Annotated in this window: 12 protein-coding genes and 1 pseudogene; 6 read left to right on the forward strand and 7 right to left on the reverse strand. The window is 62.5% G+C overall.

Going from position 1 to position 20,272, the window contains the following annotated elements; translation table 11 throughout:
* Window positions 1-1,617, forward strand: a complete 1,617-nt coding sequence (locus ACHMW6_RS17855; protein WP_395408408.1) for a bifunctional 3-(3-hydroxy-phenyl)propionate/3-hydroxycinnamic acid hydroxylase — start codon at window positions 1-3, stop codon at window positions 1,615-1,617.
* Window positions 1,618-1,713: 96 nt separating this feature from the next.
* Complete coding sequence (locus ACHMW6_RS17860; protein ID WP_395408409.1) at window positions 1,714-2,799, forward strand: transporter; 1,086 nt, start codon at window positions 1,714-1,716, stop codon at window positions 2,797-2,799.
* Between the two features lie 86 nt (window positions 2,800-2,885).
* Here the strand turns inward: ACHMW6_RS17860 and ACHMW6_RS17865 are convergent, their stop codons facing one another.
* The 7 genes from ACHMW6_RS17865 to ACHMW6_RS17895 all read right to left on the reverse strand — a co-directional run bounded on the left by ACHMW6_RS17865 (window position 2,886) and on the right by ACHMW6_RS17895 (window position 12,366).
* Window positions 2,886-3,530: a hypothetical protein gene (locus tag ACHMW6_RS17865; RefSeq protein WP_395408410.1), complete on the reverse strand. Its 645-nt coding sequence runs from the start codon at window positions 3,528-3,530 to the stop codon at window positions 2,886-2,888.
* Between the two features lie 82 nt (window positions 3,531-3,612).
* Window positions 3,613-6,321: an excinuclease ABC subunit A gene (locus ACHMW6_RS17870; protein ID WP_395408411.1), complete on the reverse strand. Its 2,709-nt coding sequence runs from the start codon at window positions 6,319-6,321 to the stop codon at window positions 3,613-3,615.
* A gap of 268 nt (window positions 6,322-6,589) precedes the next feature.
* Entirely contained in the window at window positions 6,590-7,615 is a 1,026-nt protein-coding gene (locus tag ACHMW6_RS17875; RefSeq protein WP_395408412.1) for an arginine N-succinyltransferase, read from the reverse strand.
* The gene (locus tag ACHMW6_RS17880) at window positions 7,612-8,622 is read right to left on the reverse strand and encodes a GlxA family transcriptional regulator (protein WP_395408413.1); all 1,011 of its coding nucleotides are present in this window, start codon (window positions 8,620-8,622) and stop codon (window positions 7,612-7,614) included. Before ACHMW6_RS17880 ends, ACHMW6_RS17875 begins: the two co-directional genes overlap by 4 nt.
* A 14-nt stretch (window positions 8,623-8,636) precedes the next feature.
* Complete coding sequence (locus ACHMW6_RS17885; RefSeq protein ID WP_395408414.1) at window positions 8,637-9,767, reverse strand: succinylglutamate desuccinylase/aspartoacylase family protein; 1,131 nt, start codon at window positions 9,765-9,767, stop codon at window positions 8,637-8,639.
* Window positions 9,768-9,775: 8 nt separating this feature from the next.
* A complete protein-coding gene (locus ACHMW6_RS17890; RefSeq protein WP_395408415.1) occupies window positions 9,776-11,077 on the reverse strand; it encodes a M20 family metallopeptidase in 1,302 nt (433 codons plus the stop codon).
* A complete protein-coding gene (locus ACHMW6_RS17895; RefSeq protein WP_395408416.1) occupies window positions 11,077-12,366 on the reverse strand; it encodes a cyanophycinase in 1,290 nt (429 codons plus the stop codon). Before ACHMW6_RS17895 ends, ACHMW6_RS17890 begins: the two co-directional genes overlap by 1 nt.
* 302 nt (window positions 12,367-12,668) lie before the next feature.
* Here ACHMW6_RS17895 and ACHMW6_RS17900 point away from each other — a divergent pair, with 302 nt between their 5' ends.
* The 4 genes and pseudogenes from ACHMW6_RS17900 to ACHMW6_RS17915 form a co-directional block, all read left to right on the forward strand.
* Window positions 12,669-15,422 (forward strand): TonB-dependent receptor, encoded by a 2,754-nt coding sequence (locus tag ACHMW6_RS17900; RefSeq protein ID WP_395408417.1) that lies wholly within the window; start codon window positions 12,669-12,671, stop codon window positions 15,420-15,422.
* A 69-nt stretch (window positions 15,423-15,491) separates the two neighbouring features.
* Window positions 15,492-16,925, forward strand: coding sequence for a hypothetical protein (locus ACHMW6_RS17905; RefSeq protein ID WP_395408418.1), 1,434 nt, complete (start codon window positions 15,492-15,494; stop codon window positions 16,923-16,925).
* 36 nt (window positions 16,926-16,961) lie between these two features.
* Complete coding sequence (locus ACHMW6_RS17910) at window positions 16,962-17,720, forward strand: hypothetical protein (protein WP_395408419.1); 759 nt, start codon at window positions 16,962-16,964, stop codon at window positions 17,718-17,720.
* A gap of 734 nt (window positions 17,721-18,454) precedes the next feature.
* Window positions 18,455-20,257: pseudogene (locus ACHMW6_RS17915) on the forward strand (DNA translocase FtsK); the annotation flags it as partial.
* Window positions 20,258-20,272 lie beyond the last annotated feature (15 nt).

Consider the following 20,272-nt stretch of genomic DNA (forward strand, 5'->3'; position numbering starts at 1 on the left):
ATGGGCCAGACTCTTTCCGTTTCCGTCGACGTGCTGGTGGTCGGCATGGGGCCGGTCGGCGCCACTGCCGCCAACCTGCTGGGCCGTTACGGCCTGCGCACCCTGGTCATCGACAAGGCGAACGACATCTTCCTCGCGCCGCGCGCCATCGTGCTGGATCACGACGCCCTGCGCATCCTGCAAATGGCCGGTCTGGAAGAAGGGGCGTTCGCCACGCGGGCCATCCCCGAGGTGCAGATGCATTCGCCGCTGTTCGGCCAATATGCGCGTGCCAACACGGCAGGACACGTCAATGGCTACCCGCATCTGGTGACCTTCTTCCAGCCCGAGCTGGAACGTGTGTTGCGTGCACGCCTGCCTCAGTACACGCACGTGCAATCGATGCTGGGCGCCGAGCTGGTGAACTTCAGCCAGGACGAGCAAGGCGTGCGGGCCACCGTGCGCCATGCCGACGGCCAGGTAAGCACCGTGCAGGCGCGATTTCTTCTTGGGGTCGATGGCGCCAGCTCCTTCGTGCGTCAGCACGCCGGCCTGGGTTTCGAGGGCAAGACCTTCACCCAGGATTGGCTTGTCGTCGACGTCATCGACGCTCCGGTTCCGATTAATCACGTTGAATTCACGTGCGATCCACGCCGTCCTTCACCGCACATGCCCGCACCTGGCAACCGGCAGCGCTGGGAATTCATGCTGCACCCGGATGAGACACGCGAGCAGATGGAGCATCCAGACACCATTCGCAGGTTGCTGGCGCCGTGGTGCGATACCCGCGACTGCAAGATCGAACGCACCGCCGTCTACCGCTTCCATGCCCGCATCGTGGATCGCTTCTCCAGGGGACGTGTATTCCTGGCCGGCGACGCCGCCCACATCACGCCCCCCTTTGTCGGTCAGGGCCTGGTGTCCGGTCTGCGCGACGTGGCCAACCTGTGCTGGAAGCTGGCATGGGTGGTACAGGGCAAAGCACCGCAGTCCTTGCTCGATAGTTACGACACCGAGCGCCGACCGCACGCCCGCGCCACCATCAACGCCGCCCGCCTGATGGGTGCCCTGGTCATGCCGCGCAACCGCCTGACCGCGCTGCTGGTCCACGGCGTGATGGGAACGCTGCACCGCCTGCCCTTCACGCGCGCCTTCCTGGAGGATTTGAAGATCATGCCCCCCAACCGGTTCCGGCATGGCTTGATCCGGCCCGGTCGCGGAGGCGCGCGCCTGATCCGCGGCAGCCAGCTGCCGCAAGGCCTGATGCGACGCACCCTCGACTCGCCTTATGTGCCCAGTGACGACTGCCTCGGGCAGGGACTGACGCTGGTTGGATTCGGCTGCGACCCCGCCGCCCAGCTGGATCCGCAACTGCAGGGCGCCTGGCGCGCTGCTGGTGGTCACAGCGTGGTGCTGCGCCACCGCGGCCAGGCCGGTCAGGAAGGCTGGGAAGACATGACGGACAGCCTGGTACCGGGGGCCGCCCCGATCGGCTGGGTTGCCATCGTGCGTCCGGACCGTGTGGTGCTGCATGACGGCCCGCTCGCCAGCGTCGACGACATCGTGCGCGAGTCGCTCACCCTGCTTGGTTACGGCGCTCCAACGACCGCACCTTTCCCCCCGCCGGTTCCTTCTTAACCCCAGCCGGTGGGGCGCTTTGCCTGCCGCCACGGCGGCAGGTTTTTTTTCATTTCTCGGTGCTGCAACAACGATTCCAAACAGAAGGAGACCTGCATGACCCGTATGACGCAAGTTGCGAGCTTTGTTTTTCTGATGGGCGCTTTGGCGGGGGCCTACGCCGCCGAAGGTTTCGAGCCGCGCTACAACCTGGCCGGCAGCCTTGGCGGAGAAATCTTCGCCCCGCCCGACCAGACCGGATGGGCCATCGGCATGGCGGTCACCCGCGTGCCAGTGCGCCGCGTAACGGGCGGCGACGGCAAGGATCTGACCTTTCCCTTGCCCGGCGGCACGCTGTCCGTGCCAGGTATTCCGAGCGCCCTGCAGCCGTCCTACGGTCCAGGCATGGCTACCGTGCAAGGAGACGGCTCGATGACGCGCTCCGATTTGGCTGTCGCTTACCTGACCAAAGATCAATACGCTGGCGGGCGTCTGCTTTTCGTGCTCGACCTGCCCTTCATCCGCAAAGACCAGCATATCGGCATCTCCGGCGCCGCGCCCGCCCTATCCTGGCCCGCGCCACTGCCGGCCGAGGTGCAGGCTGGCGTAACAGGCCAGTTCCAGGCCCAGTACAAGGATGCCCTGGCCGCCCAGGGTGCTGCTTCCACCGCCATCGTGCATGGCCTCGGCGACGCCGAGCTGATGGCAGGCTGGCAGTACGTTGGCGAGCGGTTGCGTGTGCTCGGCGGCGCCGCGCTGGTGCTGCCTACCGGTAAATACGATGCGGGCCCTCGGCCGGATACCGGAACCGGCAACTTCCGTACGCTGCGTCCCGCACTGCAGGTAGCATATCTGCCGACAGCGAACATCGCCCTTGGCGCCAAGCTCTCGGTAGGCCTGAACACGCGCAACCGCGACAACCAGCTGCGCAGCGGGAACTGGGTCGGGATCGAAATGGCGGCCGGCTACATGACCCCCATCGGCGTAGTCGGCGTGCACGCCTTGCGCGTGCAGCAGTATCAGGATGACGATAATAATCCGTTTGGCGCGTCGCGCTTTCGCTCAACGAATGCGGGCGCCTTCTTTACTACGCGTCTTCCCGTGGTGGATGCCATCATGACCTTGCAGTATATCGATACTACTTCTTCACGTTACGCCAAGCACGGCAGTTTTACGCAGCTGCGCCTGATCAAGCTGTTCTAGGCGCTTATGGGGTGGCCGGGCCAGGCGCGCCGAGTTGGCCGTCTGCTGCCCCAGCCGAAACTTTGCAAGGTACGTGGGATCTTTGCTCAATCGGCATTGCGCGAGACAAATGCCACGCCTCGGGTCATCGCAGCCGCCCGTCCTGCAGTGGCCGGCCGTTTACTGGCGCGCACCGCAATCCACGCCATCAGCCCAAATGTGGCGATCAATAGAACCGCAGCGCCAACTGTGAGGCTCAACATGCGCTTTGCCCTGCCATTGTCCTCCAGGGCACTTTCAGCAAAGCGGCGCAGCGCAAACAGCCGCACCTCTCGCAGGTCGTTTTGCAGGACGGAGTAATGCCGATCTATGGCTTGGGAAAATTCCGGATCGTCCTCCAGTGCACGCGCGAGCCGCGCCTGCATGGCCGGACGATACCAGGCTTCGAACTCACGCGCCAGGCGCGTGGCCAGCGCAGCATGCTCGGGTAAGGCACCCAGCGCTCGCAATTGTTCGTGCACCTGTTTTGCCTGCACGGCCAGTGCCTCGACGCTTCGTCCTTCACTTCGCGGGTCCATGAATCGCTCGCCCAGCGTATCGACATCCTGGGTGATGGCATTGATTCGCGTTACCACAGCATATTTGGCGCCGGTGACGGTACTTGAATTGGAATACACCATCATGACCAGCGCAAGGCCGAAAAGGACGATAGCGGCCACAGGAACCGCCCAGACACTACGTTTGATGTTCATGCTTGCTTTCTCTCCGGCCCGCACACGCAGCCTCATTCAATAGTGATTATATCGTCAGACTGACATATGTGTCACTATAATTTCAGACAAACGGGCTGCGTCTCATCTTGACATGGCAGGCGTGACCGCGAGAATGTTCTAACCAGCTCTCTTCAGTTCTGCCGCAAGAAAAGGACGCTGTCCGGCTGTTTGCCGCCTGCGCCACTTCCCGGGGACTTCCGACCGCCATGATATGGCCGCCGGCATCGCCCGCGCCCGGCCCCACGTCGATCACCCAGTCGGCCTGCGCCACGGCGCGCATGTCGTGCTCGATCATCACTACGGTGTTGCCGGCATCGACCAGGCGCTGCAACTGCACAAGTAGCCGGTCGGCATCGGACGCATGCAGCCCCGTGGTCGGCTCGTCAAGCACGTACAGACTGCGGCCGCGCTGGCTGCGCTGTAGCTCCGTGGCGAGCTTGATCCGCTGCGCTTCCCCACCGGAAAGCTCGGTGGCAGGTTGACCAAGCCGCAGATAGCCCAGGCCAATTTCACGCAGCAATTGCAGTGGCCGCGCCACCGGATCTTCGTCTGCAAAGAACTCGCGCGCCTCGTCCACGGTCATCTGCAACACTTCGGCGATGTTTCGTCCATTCCAGCGTACTTTCAATGTGCCTTCGTTGTAACGTGCGCCGTGACATGTCGGGCAAGGTGCGTACACGCTGGGCATGAACAGCAACTCCACGCTGACAAATCCTTCGCCCTCGCAGGTTTCGCAGCGCCCTTTGGCCACATTGAACGAGAACCGCCCGGCGTCAAAGCGGCGCCGGCGCGCATCGGGCGTGGCGGCGAACAGTTTGCGCACATGGTCGAACAAGCCCGTATAGGTCGCCAGGTTCGAACGGGGCGTGCGCCCGATCGGCTTCTGGTCCACCTGCACCAGACGCTGTATCGCATCCACGTCACCTGCCAGATGGCCGCCTGTCACTTCAATCACTTCAGGCCCCTCGTTGCTCCCGCCTCCGCTCACGTCATCCTCAGGCTCGTGGCCAAGATGCAGCAGCACCAGTTCAGGCAAGGCTTGCGCGACAAGACTGGATTTTCCCGAGCCGGAGATGCCGGTGACGGCCGTCAGCACACCCAGCGGAATACGGCTATCGACGCCGTGCAGGTTGTGGCGGTGGATGCCCTGCAACTCCAGCCAGCCGAACGGCTCACGGCCGCGGGTGCCTGGTGCGGGCATCTCATCGAACAGGTAGCGTGCGGTACGTGATTCGCCAATCTCGCGCAGACCGCCAGGCGCTCCGCTGTAAAGAACACGGCCGCCGCCTTCCCCGGCATCTGGCCCGACATCGACAAGCCATTGCGCACGGCGCATCAAGTCCAGGTCGTGCTCCACGACAAACACCGAATTGCCTGCATCGCGTAGCCTGTCCAGAGCGTCGTATAGAGCCTGACTGTCGGCCGGATGCAGACCGGCGGAAGGTTCATCCAGTACATAGACGACACCGAACAGCAAGGAACTCAATTGCGTGGCCAGCCGAAGCCGCTGCAATTCCCCAGCCGAAAGAGTCGGCGTGGCGCGGTCCAGGGTCAGATAACCCAAGCCCAGCCCGCGTAGCTGACGCAGGCGCGCCATGACGCCAGCGGCCAGGCGCTGTGCGGCAAGCCGCTTTTCTTCCGACAGCGCAGAAGTGCGGCGCACGTCGGGCGCTACCGAATGGACTGCGCGACCGGTCGCCGCGCGCTCTGCACGGTCTCGCCTGGTCGCTTCCTTATTGGTGCCGGCTCCCGCCGTATGGGCGCGGAAATCGCCTTGTGCGATGGGTTCGAGCAAGGCCGCCAGACGATCCAGCGGCATTTGCATGAATTCGCCAATGTCGATGCCTGCAAAGGTTACCGACAACGCCTCGGGCTTGAGCCGCTTGCCGTGGCAGGCGGGGCACGGCTTGCCCTGCATGTAGCGCGACACGCGCTTTCTCATCAAGGCGCTCTGGGTGTTGGCAAAGGTCTGCAGCACGTAGCGCCGTGCTCCGGTGAAGGTGCCCATGTAGCTCGGCTCCGACTTGCGCTTGAGCGCTGCGCGGGTTTCGGCAGGGGTAAAGCCCGCGTAGACTGGCACGGTCGGGGTTTCCTCTGTGAACAGAATCCAGTCGCGGTCCTTCTTCGGCAAGTCCTTCCACGGCCGGTCAACGTCAAAGCCCATGGTGACCAGGATGTCGCGCAGGTTCTGTCCGTGCCAGGCAGGCGGCCAGGCAGCGATGGCGCGCTCGCGGATGCTTAGCGAGGGATCCGGCACCATGGAGTCCTCGGTCACCTCGTACACATGGCCCAGGCCATGGCAGACGGGACAGGCCCCCTGCGGCGTGTTCGGCGAGAAATCTTCGGCATACAACATCGGTTGCTTGGCTGGATAAGCGCCAGCGCGCGAATACATCATCCTCACCAGGCTGGACAAACTGGTTACACTACCGACGGACGATCGCGCATTGCTGGCGCCCCGCTGCTGCTGAAGCGCAACTGCCGGAGGCAGTCCCTCGATCGCATCCACATCGGGCACACCGACCTGATCGATCAGACGTCGCGCATACGGTGCCACAGATTCGAAATAGCGCCGCTGCGCTTCTGCGTAGATGGTGCCGAAAGCGAGCGACGATTTTCCCGAGCCCGAGACCCCCGAAAACACTACCAGGGCGTTGCGGGGAATGGCGACATCGATATCCTTGAGGTTGTGCTCGCGGGCGCCGCGCACGTCCACGAAGCCGCTTGCCGCAACGGTACAAGAAGATTCACCGAAAGAAGCGTTTTTCATATTCTTATTCTGAAGGTCATCAGAGACTGGGCTTTGTTGTAGAAGGAGATTAGCCCAAATCAAAAGATGCTGGCGTACGCTCGTCGTTTGTTCAAGCTTGCCCTCGACACGTTAAGGTCGAGCTTTGAAGTAATGCAGAGATAGTTTCAGCACGCGCCCGCGCCCACCATCATCGAAAGCTACACCGCGCCCCAGCAAGCGTTCGACGACTGCGGCACGCTAATGTGCAAGACGTAATACCGCACCATATGGCAACCGACGACCGCCTTCAGTCCACCCGGACCGCACAGGCTCGTGCGTCCTCGGTCAACCCGAGACGCTGTATCGCTGAAGGCATCGTCTGCAAGGTATCCTCGAAGAATTGGCCGCGCGTCAGCGTCGCGCGGAAACCTGTGCGCTCCATATTGGCGACCAGGCAGGCTTCGCCCTCCACACCCGCATCGCCACGCAGTTCCACATTGAGCGCCGACACCACGGAGCGCAACATGGCGACGCGCGCCTCCGCGATTGGCCCGCCATCGAAAATGTCGACGTAGGAATCCACATCGAACCCTTCCGCTACCAGTATGCCGAAAGGCAGTTCGGCATCCGGGTGCAACTGTCCCAAGGCCCATTGGGCATCCTTGGACAGCAACGACACATACACAGGCATACGCGGCATCAGCTCGGCAATAAAAGCCTTGGAACGCCCGCCGGTACGCTGCTCGGCCTCGGGAAACGGCATTTTGAAGAAGCGATGCCCCAGCGCATCCCACACGGGGCTATTACCCTCGTCGTCACACAGGCCGGGGTTTTCCGCGCCTATCCGTTCCGCGAACAGGTGGGGGTAGTTGCGGATGAACAGCAGCCTGCCACGCGATAATAGTTGCGGCGCCAGCGTTTCACTGTATTCGGGCTCGATGTAGAAGGAACTGAGCAAAGTGTGGTCGGACAGGTCTTCGCATAGGCGCAAGGTGTGCTCGCGATTGGTGATGCCCAGCTCCTCGCTGCCGTGGACGAGAAACTCGTTGTGGTAGCAGTAGAAGCGGCCATTCGAGGCCGCACTGGCGACGATGCCGCTGGTGCCCACCACCCGCCCGGCCTGCATATCTTCCAGCACAAAGTGGTAAATTTCGTCGCCGTTCACCGGTTCGCTACCGGCAAAGGCTTTGAGTGAGCGTTCAATGCGCGCCGCCAGCCTGGCGCGATCGGGCTTCAAGGTACGGATGCTGAATGTCGCAGCCCTGGAGAATTTTTCTATGACGTCGAGATCATCCAGGGTTGCCGGACGCAACAGGTAGTCCAGGTGATTCATTCCATCTCCTCTCCGGCGTTATAAGACTCGACAAGCGGCATGGTGTGCCGGGCACGCTCCTCCCTCGGGGTGCAGGCAAAATAATTACGGTAGGTCGTGGAAAAATGCGACCCAGAAGTAAACCCGCAGGCCAGCCCCACTTGCTGGATCGAGAGCGTCGTCTGTTTTAACTGACGGCGGGCGTGCTTGAGCCGCAATTCCAGGTAGTAGCGCGAGGGGAAGGTATCGAGGTGCTGGCGGAATAGCCGCTCGAGCTGGCGGCGCGACACCCCAACCAGTTGCGCGATATCTTCTGCCGGCAAGGGTTCGGCCAGATTGGCCGCCATCAGTTCCAGCGCATCCTTGAGCCGTGTCGACCCCACCGCCGGCTGTGCCGATGCGGGCACGGGCTGGCGCTCATCGCCGCCACGCAGCCTGTCCAGCCCCAGCGCGACCGCCACTTCGGCGGCGAACATGCTGCCGTGACGCTTGCCCATCCAGTGCAGGAGCAAATCGATCACCGCGGCGCCGGCGCCGGCACTGATGCGGTTGCGGTCAAGCTCGTATAGGCCCGGCGTGAACATCGTATCGGGATAGCGCTGCGCTGCCTCCGCCTGGAATTGCCAGTCGATCGCGGCCCGGTAGCCATCGAGCAGTCCGTGTTGCGCCAGCACTTGCGCACCCGTGCCACAGGCACCCAGTACCCAGACACTGTCCTGGCCCAGACGGCGTAACTGCTGCCCCAGTTGCTGGCTGGACTCTTCACTCAGACGCTCGTCGAGGCGCTCGTCCGCAATCAGCAACAGCAGGCCGGGCTGCTCGGAATTCAAGCCGGCCAGCGGTTCTGCCGCCAGCGTCAGACCGCATTGGGACAAAGCCGCTTCGCCTTCCGGACTAAATTGACGCAGCCGATACAGGGCCTCCCCTTCCACCTCATTGGCAACGGTGAACGCAGTACGTACCGCCCCCAGCGTGAACAGCGAGAAGCCGGGCAGCAAAATCAATGAAACGGAATAGGGATTCCCCATGCTTTATTAATACCTCAAGCCCATAACAGCGGGCCACTACGCAGCGCATGCTTGCCGGCCACTTTGCTCAAACGCGTCCCGGGCGCGACATAGCGCCTGTTTTCGCGGGCAAAGCAGCACCCGTCTACTGGCGCCAATAATTGTTGCACGCTGCCACTGACAGGGTCAATCAGGTCGATCAGGGGCTCGCCCGCCCGCACGCTCTCGCCCAGTTCGCGCAGATAGACCACCAGTCCGGCCGACGGTGCTGCCACCGGAATGCAGCCGGCCAGCGGGGTCGGTTCACAGGCCGCCGGCACCGCTTGCGACAGGGGGCCGGCCACTACGCCCTGCAGGCGCAAATAGTCCAGTATCGCTGCGGCATCGCGGGCTGCAGTGGCATGGTTGACGTCGCTAAAGCCGCGCAGCTCGATGGTGACGGCCAGGCAGGCCAGCGGGATGGGGAACTTGCCGTCTGCCAGCGCCGCAATGTCCCACCAGATGCGCGAGCAGGCTTCATCAAACGGGTCATCGCCCGATTCCGTTTCGAGCAAAGCGACACTGGCGCCCAGCAAGCCGGCCAGCGGCGCCACCCGCTCCCAGATGGGTGTCCCCGTGTACAGGTGCAGCAGCGATTCGCAGTCGCAATGCAGGTCCAGGACCACATCCGCATCGGCCGCCAGACGCATCAGCGCCAGCCGCTGCGCCGACAGTTCATCGCTGGCCGCCTGATCGCGCTGGATGCCGGCCAGGCTGGCACGGATAGCGGCACGAATCAGCTGCTGGTTGGCCTGTGCATCCTGCCCCAGTTGCGGCTGCACACGTTGCCACACATCGTCCGACAGATCGTGGAACATGCGGTTGAAGTTCTGACCCGTGCGCAAATCGAACCGGCCCTGACTGGTCCCCAGCAGCGTTTGCGCCAGCCCGACCGGATTGGCCGCCGGCACCAGTATCACTTCGCCCAACAGCTTGCCCTGCTGCTCCAGCCCGGTCAGCAGCGCCCGCAGATGGTGGGCTACCAGCATGCCGGGCAGTTCGTCCGCATGCAGCGATGCCTGGATGTAGGCCTTCGGGCCCAGGTCCGGCTGGCCAAAGTGCAGGTAGCTCAGACTGCGGGTGGTACCGGCGGCGGGCGATGGCAGCGCGATTGTGATCTGTTCCATGAAAACTTTCAGTTACCAGTCAAATAATCAGCGGCCAGGCTGGCGAGCGCGCGTACGCCCGTCAGCAGCGCCGCCTCATCAGGATTGAAACGCGGGGAGTGGTTGGCCGCCCACTGTGCCGGATCGGCCCCGGGCGGATTCACGCCGAGGAAAAACAGCATGGATGGGACGTGCTGGCCGTAATAGGAAAAATCTTCCGACGTGGTGCTCGGCACTACATCGCTCAGCAACTGCGCGCCCGCCACGCGGCGCAGGCTGGGCAGCATTTTCGCCGTCAGCGCCGGATCGTTCCATGTCACGGGATAACCGGGATCAAAATTCACCGCGGCCGTGGCGCCGGCCGACAGCGCCAGATGCTCTGCCGTACGCTTGACCTGCTGCAGCAACTGCTCGCGCACGGCCGGATCAAAACTGCGTATCGTGCCGCTCATCCTGGCATCGCCGGGCACGATGTTGGCGCGCTCGCCAGCGTGCAAGCTGCCCACCGTGACCACGGCTGGTGCAACCGTCAAATCAGTCTGACGGCTGACGATGGTTTGCAGTGCCAGCACAATCTGCGCCGCCACCACGACCGGGTCCACCCCATTCCATGGCAGGGCGCCATGGGTCTGGCGGCCCTGCACCACGATCTCGAAGGTATCGCCGCCGGCCATCAGCCCGCGCGCACGGGTAGAGATGGTTCCCGTCGGCTGCGGCGTAATGCCGACGTGCAGCGCAAACATGGCCGACACTTTCGGGTTTTCAAGCACGCCCGCCTTGACCAGCCGTTCGGCGCCGTTCGGTTCATTGGCCACGCCCTCCTCGGCAGGCTGGAACACCAGCTTGATGGCGCCCGACAGCTGCCCGCGCATTCCGGCCAGCACGCGCGCCGCACCCAGCAGCATGGCCACATGCATGTCATGGCCGCAGGCGTGCATCACGCCGACGTCCTTGCCGCCCGACTGCACCCGCTCGCGCGAAGCAAACGGCAGGCCGGTTTCTTCCGTCACGGGCAAGGCATCCATATCGGCCCGCAGGGCTACGACCGGGCCGGCACGCCCCGTTTTCAGCAAGCCGATCACGGCCGTCTCGGCCAGGCCACGCGTCACGTCATAGCCCATGCGGCTCAGCTCTTTCGCCACCAGATCCGCTGTGCGGTGCTCGTGAAACGCCAGTTCAGGATGGGCGTGCAGGTCGCGCCGCCAGTGCACGACTTCCGGCAGAACTTTCGCTGCTGCAGCATCGAGCTGCTGGTGATAGTCGGACGGCGGAGCCGCGCTGACGGACTGGCTGCACAGCAGCAGACATGCCATCCAATGTCGTGGTTTCATTACCAGGCCTGATAGAAAGGGGCTTTCAGGCGCACTGGCCGCACATCGAGCCGCGCATCGAAGATGGAGTAATCATTAGCGTCCAGTCCCTCATTATCCCAGCCATGTGTGCGCTCATCACGCCGCAGCATGAACTCAAAACCCAGCTCAGGGGCAGGATCGGCTACTGGCGCATCGGGTAACTGCTCAAGGTCGAAAGCGATGCCCCGAATATGATCGCGCGGGCCATCCACCAGTTGCGTCAGCGCGCGCAGGATGGCGTTTTCGCCCAGGATGTCGGTATAGGCGGGACGCATGAATTCCAGTTCCGAAGCAAAGCCGGGCTTGCGGAACGGAATCTCGCCCCTGGCCTGTTTGGCTGCCAGCACCCGCCCCTGCAATCTGGCCAGATCATAACGATCGCCATTATCGAGATAGGAAATCCGTACATTGCGCACGTTCACAGGCCCCGACTCCTGCGTCGCCTGACGCAAGTCCAGCAAGAGCGCACCGCTGGCGCCGACAATTTCGATTTCGCTTCCGTGAATAATGGCTGCGGTATTCTCGTCGACCCCAAGCCCCACTTTGTAGCCTTTGGCCAGCATCAGCGCCAGCATGCGCCCCACCCTGCCGCGCTTCAGGAAATGCTGATCGATGAACAGCTGGTCGCCGACAAACCCCAGCCCCCGATCGATTTCCTTGCCCTCGCGCATGACGCCCTTCATCACCTGCACGGAATTCAGCGCATCGCGGAACATCGTGCTGCTCATGATGGCGGCGCCGGCACTGCTGCCGGCAATCACGCCGCCTCGCGCCTGCACCTCCCGCACGGCTTGCAGCACGGGCGACGCCACCCCGTCCGGATTCAGTACATCGGCCGTGCGCTCCTGGGCGCCACCGGTAAAGAACACGCCTGTGGCGGCGCGAATTCTGGCGACGTTGGCAGGGTCGGCCGCTGCCCGGCGTGCGGACTCCAGCGTCTCACCAGCCCAGCGCGGTGCGATCTTCAGCAATTCCGCCTTCGCACCACGGCGCCGCAGCTGCTCCACCGCATCGGCGCCCGACTTTTCAGGATTTGACGATGCGCTGGGAATCACCACAAACCGTGCCTCGGAACCGCCGGCCAGTTGCACCAGCCGCTGGCGCACTGCCTCATTATCGTTGCGCACGGCGCCGCCCATCGGCATCACTGTGCCTGCGACAGGTTGAAACACCAGCGATTGCGAAGTCTCGGCAGCATGGGCAACAGAACCCAGCAACTGAGCGCTCAGCTGCGCCGCACATAGCAGCAATATCGACACGGATTTCACGCTCAAGCTCCTTCACGACGATGGAATTGCCGCCATGTTGCCATTGATCCGGCAGCTGTAACCGGACACACCCCGAGGTTTGCGCAGATTGGCAATTGCATGTCGCCCTGTGGAAAGTCCGCAACACATGATAGCTTCTTGATTGCAACAATGCGACACGGCTTTTACACAGCGCGACCCGCGCCAGGTCCGGTGCGCGCAAGCGGCACAACGTTGCATACACTGCAACTGCCGCATAAACACCCCGGGGCGGCGCAAGCATGTCGCTTGCGTATGAGTACCCACTTACGAGGACTGATCGCATGAAAAAACCTGGCACGCACAAGGCTTTTGCATTCCGCCGCTCCCGCTGCACTCATGCTGTATTGCTCGCGCTTGGCAGCATGAGCTTGAACGCTTACGCGCAAACCATGCCGCGCGTGGAAATCACCGGCTCCAGCATCAAGCGCATCGAGGGCGAAGCGGCACTGCCAGTCGAAATCATCAAGCGCGAAGATATTGATAAGACCGGCGTGACCACGGCCGCCGAACTGCTGCAAAAGCTCTCCTCGAATGTGGGTGGCCTGACCGATGGCGCCAGCGTCAGCGACGTCATGGGCGGCCAGCGCGGGTTCAATGGCGCCAACCTGCGCGGCCTGGGTGTCTCCAGCACGCTGGTGCTGCTGAACGGCCGTCGGATGGCCAACTTCGCCAGCCCTGGCGACAATGCCGGCGTCGACCTGAACAACATTCCCGCCGGCGCTATCCAGCGCGTGGAAGTGCTGAAAGACGGTGCATCGGCGATTTACGGTACCGATGCCATGGGCGGCGTGATCAACTTCATCACCCGCAAGGATTATCAGGGTGGCGATGCCAGCGTATATGGGCTGCGCACGGACGAAGGCGGTGGCGGCAAAAGATCGGCCACGCTGTCCGGCGGCTTTGGTGATCTGAGCACCGACCGCTACAACGTGTTCGGCGCATTTGACGTGCAGAAAACTGACCGTCTGGCCAGCTCGCAACGTCAATTCATGCAGGAGTACAGCCTGCCTGACCGTCTGTCGCCACAGCTGTCAAGCTACTCTTTCCCGGGCAACGTCGACCTGACTTCCGCCCAGCTTGCGACCCTGAATAAATCGGGCTACCTGAAGGGCTCCGGTCCCGGCGGCACCTGGGCGCCATCGCCGGGCCGTCGCGTCAACTTCGGCAAGGACTCCTGCGTGAACGGCAGCCCGAACGTGGTGCGTCCGCTCGGTCCCGGCGGCACGGAAGGCTGTTCCTTCAATTACATGGGTGACTCGGAAGTCTATCCGGACTCCAAGAAACAAAGCTTCATCGGCCGTGCCACCTTCCAGGCGGCTGAAGGCCATCAAGTGTTTGCTGAAGTCCTGTGGAGCAAAGCCGAGACCAGCTATGCCGCCTCGCCCGCCACCTCGGGCAGCATCAACGGCACCAGCACCGGCATCTTTCTGCCAGCCGACCTGCAGGCCAGGACCGGCATCACCACCCCGGTCAACTTTCGCTTCCGCCTGACGGACGCCGGCCGCCGTACCTCGGAAGTGACCAGCAAAGCATCGCGCTTCGTACTGGGGGCGACCGGCAAGGTGGGCGACTGGGACTACGACACGGCCTATAACCACAGCGTCAACAAGGCCACCGACCTGGACATCGATGGCTGGGTTTCGCGCACAAAGATGTTGGCTGGCATTGCGAGCGGCAAGTACAACCCGTTTGTCCCGGCCACGGATGACTCGGGCCGCAAGTTCATGGACTCGATCAAAATCCATGACGCAGCGCGTATTTCCAAAGGCACCAGCGACATCGTCGATGGCAAGCTGACCCGCTCGCTGATGACGCTGGGCGGCGGCGATGCCATGCTGGCTGTGGGCGCCGAATTCCGGCGCGAGAAGACTGAGTTCAGCTCCACCGATGCCTTGCGTACCAACGACGTGCAGGGTGACCGCGCCAGTTCCGACGAATTGCTGGCCGACTCGTCCAACAAGCGCGATATCGCCGGCGTCTACGCGGAGATCAATGCGCCATTCAGCAAAGAATGGGAAGGCCAGTTTGCCATCCGTCACGACCGCTACAAAGGCGTGCATGATCCGCTGACCGGCATCACCACGCCACAACTGAACACCACCAATCCGAAAGTCGCTGTGAGCTACCGTCCGAGCAAGGAAGTACTGGGGCGCGCTTCCTACGGCACCGGCTACCGGGCGCCGTCGATTGCCGAACTGTTCCTGCCGGTACGTTCCGGCACCACGGCCAGCTTCGTGCATGACCCCATCTCGGGCGAAATTGCACAGTTCGATCTGGACCGCTACGGCAATCCGCAGCTGAAACCGGAGAAATCCAAGCAGTTTTCGATCGGCCTGGTACTGGAACCCAACCGAAACTGGAACGCCAGCCTCGACTACTGGATCATCCATAAAACCGACATCATTTCGGAAATCGGCGAGCAAACCGTGTTCGACAATCCGATCTACTACAACGATCCGAAGATCGTGGTGCGTGACGAAGATGGCGCCGTGTCCTACCTGCAGTTCAAGAAGGAGAATCGCGGCAAGCTCAACACGGCCGGCCTGGATATCGCGGTTAACTGGCATGGCGATGCCACTTCGATCGGCCGCCTCAGCGCCAGCCTGAACGGCACGCTGATCACCGAATACAAGTTCCAGTCCGATCCCAACTCGCCGATGACGGATGGCCTGGGCGTATTCCGCGACGACAAGGCCGTACAGCGCTGGCGCCACAAGCTGAATATCGACTGGACTCAGGGCCCCTACAGCCTGAGCCTGGGCAACACCTTCTTCTCCAGCTATCGCGATCAGAACATTGAGGGGCTGGCGGATCCGGGCTGGAACGACCGTGACGTGAAAGCCTATTCGCTGTGGGACCTGACGGGCAGCTATTCGTTCAACAAGAACCTCAAGCTGCGCGCCGGTGTGATCAATCTGGCCGATACGCCGCCGCCATTCACCAACCAGTCCCGCTACTTCGAAGTCACCTGGGACCCAACCTATGGTGATCCCCGCGGCCGCTCGTTCTTTGCCAATCTGCAGTACAAGTTCTAAGCCTCTCCTGAGGCGCCCATCCCTGCCGTGGTAGGCTGGGCGCCTTCCCTTTCCGCAAAGAGCACGGACATGCCCAGCACAACCAGCCGCTTCAAAGTACCCAACACCCTGATTATTCTGCTGTTCATCGCTCTGCTCGTGGCCCTGCTGGTGCCGTGGGTCCCTGCCGGCTATTTTCAGCCTGGCGTAGCCATCTCGCTTGATTCCTACCGCGTGGCCGAACACAACATCAGCATCGAATGGTTCGCCAGCGGCAAGCAGGTCGGCCTGTTCAATGCCCCATTCGAAGGCATGACTTCGGGCAGCCGCTCCGGCTCGGCTATCGGCGTGATCGCCTTCGTCCTGCTGGTCGGCGGCGCTTTTGGCGTGATCAATGCCAGTGGCGCCGTCGATCGTGGCCTGTTACGCCTGATCGCCATCACCGGCGATCACCCGCGTCTGCTGCTGGGCAGCCTGTTCACGGCATTTGCCGCCGGCGGCGCCGTATTCGGCATGGGCGAGGAGACCATCGCCTTCCTGGCTCTGCTGCTGCCGCTGATCCGGCGCATGGGCTACCCGCCCGAAGTGGGCGTGATGATGACCTATGTAGCCAGCCAGATCGGTTTCGGCACCTCATGGATGAACCCCTTCGGCGTAGCGCTGGCGCAAGGCATCGCCAACGTGCCGTTGTTGTCCGGCGCGCCGCTGCGCATCGTCATGTTCGTGATTTTTGTGGGCACCGGCGTCGCTTTCACACTCTGGTACGCCGGGCGCCATCGCAAATATGAAGCGCCACTGGCAGCCGGCCCAAGCGAAGCTCAAGACGACAGCGCCATGCCCGCAGCGACGCCGGCACTGACGCTGGCCGACCGCCTGATCCTGGCCGGCATCGTCGCCACTATCGCCTGGATCGTCTGGGGTGTGGTTGCCGCCGGCTACTTCATTCCCGAAATCGCGACCCAGTTCGTCACCCTGTGCTGCTACACGGCCCTGATCGCCATCTTTGCCAGGCGCCTCAGCGCCGATGGCGCAGCGGAGGCCTTCGTTGCCGGCGCCCAGCAACTGGTGCCGGCCGTGCTGGTGATTTCCGTCGCCAAGGGCATCGAATATCTGCTGGGCGGCTCGAATCCGCACGCGCCTTCGGTGCTGAATACTTTCTTGCACAGCATGGGCAGCATGCTGGAAACCTGGCCGCCACTGCTGGCTGCACAAGGCATGCTGGCCGTGCAGACGGCCTTCACTTTTGTGATCCATTCCGGCAGCGCGCAAGCGGCCATCAATATGCCACTGATGGCGGGCCTGTCCGATCTGGTCGGCGTCACGCGCCAGACGGCCGTGCTGGCCTACCAGTTGGGCAATGCCATGGCCAATATGAGCGTTCCCACCGGCGCCATACTGATGGCCGCCCTCGGCGTGGCCGGCGTACCATGGACGCGCTGGTTTCGGCATCATCTGGCGCTTCCAGCTCCTGATACTGCTGATGTCGATGGGCATGGTGGCGTTTGCCGTTTTGTATGGGTATAACTGAGACGGACCGGGAACAGGCAAAGCTGTGATAATGTGCTGGGCATGCCGCGCTTTCTATTCTTAGCCTGTACGCTATTCCTGTCATTCCCGGCATTCGTCCATGCAGGAACTCCGTCCGCCGCCGCTCCACTTGAATTGCGTATTCCCGTGGTGTCCGGTGGACATACAGATTTTTTCATCCGCCTTCTGGAAGAGTCATTGAAGTTGATTCATCAGCCTTACCGTATCCACTACGTGAAGGATGTTCCAGCCCGGCGCATGTGGGCAATGCTGGGCAAAGGCGACATCAATCTTTTCTACGGATTGCAGACGAAGCAAAAGGATGTCAGCGAAGGAATCGTCCCGGTACGTCACGGTCTAACCAATGGCTTGATCGGCCAGCGTGTCTTCCTGGTTCGCAGAACGGACGCGGCGGCCTTTGCACGCGTCAAATCCGTGGCCGATCTGAGGGAGACCAGGCTGGTGGCCGGCTTTGGCGAGGGTTGGGGCGATGCAAAGATATGGAGCAAGGCGGGCCTGCCGCTGTATGAGCACACCGCCCCGTGGACGACGATCTACGCAATGGTAGCGGCGGGAAACCGTCACATCGATTATTTGCCGCGCGGCGTCATAGAAGTAATGCCGGAGGCGCGCTCACATCCGGAGTTGACGGTGGAGCAACACCTGCTGGTGCAATATCGGGGGGGACTTTGCTTTTTATCTGTCCGCGTCTGCCGCCAGCTATCGCCCCATCATCGAACGCGCCCTGCAACAGGCGGAGACGACCGGACTCAAGGCACGCCTGATCGATGAAACTTTCGGCGCCGACATCAAGGCATTGGGTCTGGATCGCCGGATTCGGCTGCATCTTCCAGCCAACACGGATTGAGTCGGGCAATGCGCGTGATAAACTTCGCCCTTGCATAGGATTCGAAGAAAGATTTTGAATGGCAGTGATGTCGTTGCTTGGTTGGTCGGTGTTCTGGTCACTTCCCCTGTTGTGGCGATTCGTAAAGGTCTTCCTCCTGAAACGAGGCACCTTGCTTGGCCAGGGCTTTATCCGCGTGGTCCTGGGCACGATATTGATGCTGGCGACGTCCTTCCTTGCCTCGACGCTCGGGAAAACCGCTGGTTTGCTACTCATGCTTGCCGCCGCCCCCTTCTTCGGCTCCTGGCTGTTTGGCTACCGTTCGCTGGAATTCCTGTCGACGTGCGTCCGTGTGGCGGCCGGCGACAGGAAGTCGCCTCAGGTGGAACGGCCGGTTACCCCACGTGCGGCTCCTGCGCCTCGACCGGCTACGCCTCGCACACCTACGCGGCGGCCCGAGCGCCGAGCCCCGGAACAGCCGCCTGCCACAATCTTCGGGCCACAGAAGGCCAATGCAAGCGCCGCTCCGCCGGCCCGGTCAAGCGAGGAATGGGCGCCGTTTGAAAGTATTCGGCCAACCTCCGCAATGCTGGCCCGCGCCAGGGCTGAGGAAGAAGCCAACGTCAGGGCCAGGCAGACAGAACCTGTCAGGATCGTGAGGCTGACCCAGCACGCGCCGGCGGCTGCGCCAATGCATGTACCAGCGCCCGCGCCGACGCCGGCACCGGCACCGGCACCGGTACCGGTACCGCAAGTACAGGAAGCGGTCATCATCGAGTCCGCCAGCGAGCCTGCACAATTGGAGTACACCGTGCCGGTTGAGGTCAAGCCGGAGCCGCAGTATGTTGAATGGCGAGAGGTCAAGCCGGCTCCAACGCCCGAGCCCGCGATCTCGGCCCCGATCGCACCGCCTCCGCCAGCACCACCTCCGGCAGTACGGCCACCGATTGCTCCCCCACCCGCGCAAGTCACAGCACCGGTCGCATACGCTCCCCCAGCCGAAAGCGGCGTGGAGCTTCCGGGCCTCGACTTGCTGGCTCCGTACACCGCAGTCTCCGTCGACATATCAACTTCCGAACTCAAAGAAACAGGCGAGTTGATCGAACAAAGGCTGAAGGAATTCAAGGTCCCGGTATCTGTGCTCGGCGCCTCCGCCGGACCGGTGATCACACGTTATGAGATCGAACCAGCCATAGGCGTGCGTGGCGCGCAGATTGTCGCGCTGATGAAGGACTTATCGCGTGCACTCGCCGTGACCTCAGTCCGCGTCGTCGAAACCATTCCCGGCAAAACCTGCATGGGCCTGGAGCTGCCAAATGTACGCCGGCAAATGATCCAGCTTTCCGAAATCCTGGCCTCGGACGCATATCGTGCCTCGCGCTCCATGCTCACCCTGGCGATGGGCAAAGACATCACCGGCGCTCCGGTCGTGACCGACCTCGCCAAAGCACCGCATATGCTGGTCGCCGGCACCACGGGTTCCGGTAAATCGGTGGCAATCAACGCCATGATCGTGTCCCTGCTGTACAAGGCCACGCCCGAAGACGTGCGAATGATCATGATCGATCCGAAAATGCTGGAACTTTCAGTCTACGACGGCATCCCTCACTTGCTGGCGCCCGTGGTCACGGATATGAAACTGGCCGCCAACGCCCTCACCTGGTGCGTCGCCGAGATGGAAAAGCGCTACAGGCTGATGTCCGCGCTGGGCGTGCGCAACCTGGCGGGCTTCAACCAGAAAATCCGCGATGGTAGAGCTGCAGAAAAATACGTGACGAATCCGTTCTCGCTGACGCCGGATGCCCCCGAGCCGCTCTCCACGCTGCCAACGGTCGTCGTGATCATCGACGAACTGGCGGACCTGATGATGGTTGCCGGCAAAAAGATCGAAGAACTGATCGCACGCCTGGCACAGAAAGCCCGCGCGGCTGGCATCCACCTGATCCTGGCTACCCAGCGTCCATCCGTGGACGTCATCACTGGTCTGATCAAGGCCAATATCCCTACCCGCGTGGCGTTCCAGGTTTCTTCCAAGATCGACTCCCGCACGGTGCTCGACCAGATGGGCGCGGAGACTTTGCTGGGGCACGGCGATATGCTGTTCCTGCCACCGGGCAGCGGCTACCCGCAGCGCGTACACGGAGCCTTTGTGTCGGACGAGGAAGTGCACCGAGTCGTCGACTACCTGAAGCAGTTCGGCGAGCCCGAATACGAAGAAGCCATCCTGGCCGGCGAGCCTGTCGAAGAAGCGACGCCCGACCAGGGCGACCTCACCTCCGGCGAATCCGACCCACTCTACGATGAAGCGGTGGCCTGGGTCATTCGGAGCAGGCGCGCTTCCATCTCCTCCGTCCAGCGCCAGCTGCGCATTGGTTACAACCGCGCTGCGCGCCTGGTCGAAGACATGGAAAGGGCCGGCATCCTTTCATCCATGGCGACAAACGGCAGCCGTGAAGTGCTGGTGCCTGTGTCCACCGACTAGATTTCCACCAGCCAG

This window comes from Pseudoduganella sp. UC29_106 (genome assembly GCF_044055365.1).
GTDB lineage: Bacteria > Pseudomonadota > Gammaproteobacteria > Burkholderiales > Burkholderiaceae_D > Rugamonas.